The sequence below is a fragment of the Cellulomonas sp. P4_B5_2 genome (assembly GCF_056402235.1).
Map to the genome: position 1 here is coordinate 1 of NZ_JBFUHU010000318.1, position 4,376 is coordinate 4,376.

Consider the following 4,376-nt stretch of genomic DNA (forward strand, 5'->3'; position numbering starts at 1 on the left):
TCCTTGATGCGCTGCGTGAGCATCGCGATCTGGACCTCGGGGGATCCGGTGTCACCCTCGTGGGTGGCGTGTTCGGTCATGATGGACTGCTTGACGGCACTTTCGAGCGGCACGGTTCTCCAGGTTGTCTCGTTGCGCGGTGCGCCGGGGCATGTCCACCCGGGCTCTCTCGTTCCGCGGCCGTTCGTACGGCGCACACAGACTATCAGGCTGCGGGCGCGCTCCCTGCATCGGGCGGCGTGACGCCGGCCCCGTCGAGGATCCGCCGCACCTGCGTGACGTCGTCCCCCATCTGCACGAGCAGCTCGTCGATCGACTCGAAGCGCAGCGTCGGCCGGAGCCGCTCGACCAGCTCGAGCACCACCACCTCGTCGTAGAGCTCGAGGTCGGTGCGGTCCAGCACGTATGCCTCGACGCGACGCTGCACGCCGTCGAACGTGGGGTTGGTGCCGATGGACACGGCCGCCGGGAGCACGCGGTCCGGGTCCGCGGCGTCCACGACGGCGCCGTCGGCGCGGAGCACGCGGCGCAGCCAGCCCGCGTAGACGCCGTCGGCGGGCACCATGCCCTCGGCGTCCTGGCTGAGGTTCGCCGTCGGGAAGCCGAGGTCGCGGCCGCGGGCGTCGCCGTGCACGACGACGCCGCGCACGCGGTGCGGCCGCCCCAGCACGCGGGCGGCCTGGACCACGTCTCCTGCGTCGAGCAGCTCGCGCACCCAGGTCGACGACCAGCGACGCCGCAGCGGGTCCGCCGCGCGGTCCTCGGCGCTCCCCGGGTCCGCCGACTGGGCGGGCGTCACGTCCTCGATCACCTCGACGTCGAACCCGTGCTGGCGCCCGAGACCGACCATCGTGGACAGGTCGCCGGAGTTGTCGCGGCCGAACCGCACGTCCCGCCCGACCACCACCGTCTGCGCGTGCAGGATGTCCACCAGATAGCGCCGCACGAACTCCTCGGGCGTCTGCCGGGCGAACTCGAGCGTGTACTCGAGCAGCAGGACGGCGTCGAGCCCGGTCTGCTCCAGCAGCTCGAGGCGGTCCGCGTCACCGGTGAGCAGCGGCGGAGCGGTATCGGGCCGGTGCACCTGCTGCGGGTGCGGGCTGAACGTCACCGCGACCGCCTGGGCGCCCGCGGCGCGCGCGTCGGCGCACATCCGGCGCAGCACGCTCACGTGCCCCCGGTGGACACCGTCGAAGTTGCCGATCGTGACCACCGACGGACCGAAGTCCGCGGGCACCTCGGACAGCTCCCTCCAGACCTGCACACCTGCTCCTCGTCGTCCGTCCCCGTCCCGAGATCGGGGCCCGACGGACAAGCCTGCCATCCCCGCCACCCCACGCCCGCCACCGGGCGGTCAGGCGGGCGCGAACACCAGCGCCGGACGCACCTTGCCGCCGCGCTCCTCGAGCAGTGCGACCAGCTCTCCGTCCGGTGCGATGCCCGCCACCGTCGCCGCGGGCTGGGGCCCGGCGACGTCGATCGACTGGCCGTACGACAGAGCCCTGGCCTCGTCGGCCGTCAGCTCGCGGACCGGGAACGTGGCCCGCGCGGAGTCCGCGAGGGACACGACGTCGATGGGTGCGTCCATCGGCAGGGCCCCGAGGTCGTCCAGCGACCGGGCGACGTCGAGGCCGTAGCCGCCGACGCGGGTCCGGCGCAGCGCCGTGAGGTGTCCCCCTACCCCGAGCGTGGTGCCGAGGTCGCGGGCGAGCGCGCGGACGTAGGTGCCGGACGACACCACCACCGTGACGTCGACGTCCAGCACCGGGGAGCCGTCGTCGGTGCGTCCCGGCCGCACCTCGTGCACGTCGAACCGGCTCACGGTCACCGGGCGCGCGGCGAGCTCGACGTCCTCGCCCGCCCGGACCCGGGCGTAGGCCCGCTGACCGTCGACCTTGATCGCGGACACCGCGCTGGGCACCTGCTGGATCGCTCCCGTCAGGCCGGCGACGGCCGCCTCGACGTCCGCCGCGGTGACGTGGGAGGCGTCGACGACCGTGAGCGTCTCCCCCTCGACGTCGTCCGTCGTGGTCGACACCCCGAGCCGGACTGTCGCCGTGTACTCCTTGTCCGCGCCCACGATGTACGTGAGCAGCCGGGTCGCGCGGCCGATGCCGATGACCAGCACCCCCGTCGCCATGGGGTCCAGGGTCCCGGCATGGCCGACCTTGCGGGTGCTCGCCAGCCGGCGCATGCGGGCGACGACGTCGTGGCTGGTCCAGTCGGCGGGCTTGTCCACGACGACGACGCCGTCCGCCGCGGTGGGCCGTCTCTCGCGTGGCTGTCGGTCGGCCGCGCCCCGCGTCACGCGGTGCGCCGGTCGGCGATGTCGTCCTGGACGCACTGCACCAGGGCGTCCAGCCCGGCGTCCTCGCCGGCGTGCGCGGGCGCGTCGACGGCGAGCAGCACGTTGATGAGCATGCCCTGCGCGACGAACAGGCGGGCAGCCTGCTCGTCCTCACCCGAGCGCTCCTGGAACAGCCGGAACGCCTCACCGAGGGTGTGCCGCGCCACGCGCCCGACCTCCTCGTCCGCACCGGCGATGAAGCCGTGCATGACCATCCGCAGCAGGTCGCGGTCCGCGAGCAGACCGATGTAGGCGTCGCCCATCCGCATGGCCGCGTCCGGCCCCGCGGGGACGGCCGTCAGGGCCTCGACGATCTGCGCGCTGGCCACCTTGTAGGCCTCGAGGAACAACTCGCGCTTGGTGCCGAACAGCCGCACGACGTAGGGCTGCGACACCCCCGCCGCGCGTGCCACCTCGTCGGTGCTCGCGGCGTAGCCGCGCTCGGCGAACACCGTGCGCGCCGCGACGAGGATCTCCTCGCGCCGCTGGGCGCCGGACATGCGCTGGGAAGGCTTCTTCGCCGCCAGCTCCGCGATCTGGTCGAGAGACATGGTTGACATGTTATCAGCCGATGCCTACGGTCGTCGTTGTTAGTAATCAATCAATGCCAACAAGGAGCTCCCGTGACCGTCACGATGCCGGCACCCGCACAGGTACCCGTCGCGCCGCCCTCTTCCGGGCGCCGCCGGGGCACCGCGATCGCCCTGATCGCGGCCTCCGTCCCGATGTTCATGGCCACGCTCGACAACCTGGTCATGACGACCGCGCTCCCTGTCCTGCGCACCGAGCTCTCGGCCTCGCTCGAGCAGCTGCAGTGGATGGTGAACGCCTACACGCTCAGCTTCGCGACCCTGATGATCGCGGCCTCCACGCTCGGCGACCGCTGGGGCCGCCGCCGGGTGTTCGTGGCCGGGATCGCCGTCTTCGCGCTCGCGTCGATCGCGTCCGCCCTGTCCACCAGCGCGGAGATGCTCATCGCCGCGCGCGCCCTGCAGGGGGCCGGCGCCGCCGCGATCATGCCGCTSTCGCTCACCCTGCTSGCCGSCGCCGTGCCCGCCTCCCGCCGCGCCATGGCGATCGGGATCTGGGGAGCCACGTCCGGMCTCGGKGTCGCGCTCGGCCCGGTGATCGGCGGCGCGGTCGTGGACGGCATCTCGTGGGAGGCGATCTTCTGGATCAACGTCCCCGTCGCGGTGGTGGCCATCCCGCTCGTGCTCTGGGCGCTGCCCGAGTCGCGCGGCCGACGCCAGCCGCTCGACCTGGCCGGCCTCGTCCTGGCCGGGTCCGGCATCCTCGCGCTGGTCTGGTCGATCGTGCGCGGCAACGACGACGGCTGGGGCTCCGCCCGGGTGGTCGGCGGCCTGGTCCTCGGCGTCCTCCTGCTCGGTGGTTTCCTTGTGCGAGAGTCGCGCACCGACCACCCGCTCGTCCCGCTGCACCTGTTCCGCGTCCGGTCCTTCGCGGTGGCCAACGGCAGTGCGCTGGCCTTCTCGTTCGGGGTGTTCGGGCTGGTCTTCCTGCTCGCGCAGTACCTGCAGATCGGGATGGGCTTCACGCCGCTGGAGGCCGGCATCCGGACCCTGCCCTGGACGGCTGCGCCCATGATCTTCGCGCCGATCGCCGGCATGCTGGCTCCCCGGATCGGAGTCCGCCCGCTGCTCACCGCGGGGCTCGCGCTCCAGGCCGCCGGACTGGCCTGGCAGGGTCTGATCGTCAGCACCGACGGGCTCGTCTACGCCGACCTGGTGCCCGGGCTCGCCCTGGCGGGGATCGGCATGGGACTCACCTTCGCCCCGAGCGCCACGGCCGTCCTCTTCGACATGGCGCCGGACGACCACGGCACCGCCAGCTCGGTGAACGCCACGATCCGGGAGATCGGCGGGGCGCTGGGCGTGGCCGCGCTGGTCGCGGTGTTCACCGCGTCGGGCGGCACCCTCTCCCCTGACGGCTACGTCGCCGGACTCCAGCCGGCCGCTCTGGTGGCGGCCGCGGTCACCGCGGCCGGCGCCCTCATGGTGCTCCTGTGGAT

Annotated in this window: 5 protein-coding genes; 1 reads left to right on the plus strand and 4 read right to left on the minus strand. The window is 73.2% G+C overall.

Going from position 1 to position 4,376, the window contains the following annotated elements; all coding sequences use genetic code 11:
- The 4 genes from AC1DUQ_RS18390 to AC1DUQ_RS18405 all read right to left on the minus strand — a co-directional run.
- On the minus strand, positions 1–113 hold a 113-nt coding region (locus tag AC1DUQ_RS18390; protein ID WP_477074304.1), incomplete at its 3' end, for a 30S ribosomal protein S15.
- A 92-nt stretch (positions 114–205) separates the two neighbouring features.
- Positions 206–1,264 carry a bifunctional riboflavin kinase/FAD synthetase gene (locus tag AC1DUQ_RS18395; RefSeq protein WP_477062931.1) on the minus strand — a complete coding sequence of 353 codons (1,059 nt, stop codon included), beginning with the start codon at positions 1,262–1,264 and terminating at the stop codon, positions 206–208.
- Positions 1,265–1,354: 90 nt separating this feature from the next.
- On the minus strand, positions 1,355–2,308 hold the full coding sequence (truB, locus tag AC1DUQ_RS18400) for a tRNA pseudouridine(55) synthase TruB (RefSeq protein ID WP_477062930.1): 954 nt from the start codon (positions 2,306–2,308) through the stop codon (positions 1,355–1,357).
- On the minus strand, positions 2,305–2,898 hold the full coding sequence (locus AC1DUQ_RS18405; protein WP_477062929.1) for a TetR/AcrR family transcriptional regulator: 594 nt from the start codon (positions 2,896–2,898) through the stop codon (positions 2,305–2,307). Before AC1DUQ_RS18405 ends, truB begins: the two co-directional genes overlap by 4 nt.
- A 72-nt stretch (positions 2,899–2,970) precedes the next feature.
- Between AC1DUQ_RS18405 and AC1DUQ_RS18410 the strand changes: the two genes are divergently transcribed.
- Positions 2,971–4,376 (plus strand): MFS transporter (locus tag AC1DUQ_RS18410; RefSeq protein ID WP_477074303.1); only part of this gene is annotated, 1,406 nt, incomplete at its 3' end.

What these genes read in the sequence shown, in the direction of transcription:
- AC1DUQ_RS18405 (WP_477062929.1), bottom strand. Translation starts at nt 2,898, where the DNA reads ATGTCTCTCGACCAGATCGCGGAGCTGGCGGCGAAGAAGCCTTCCCAG.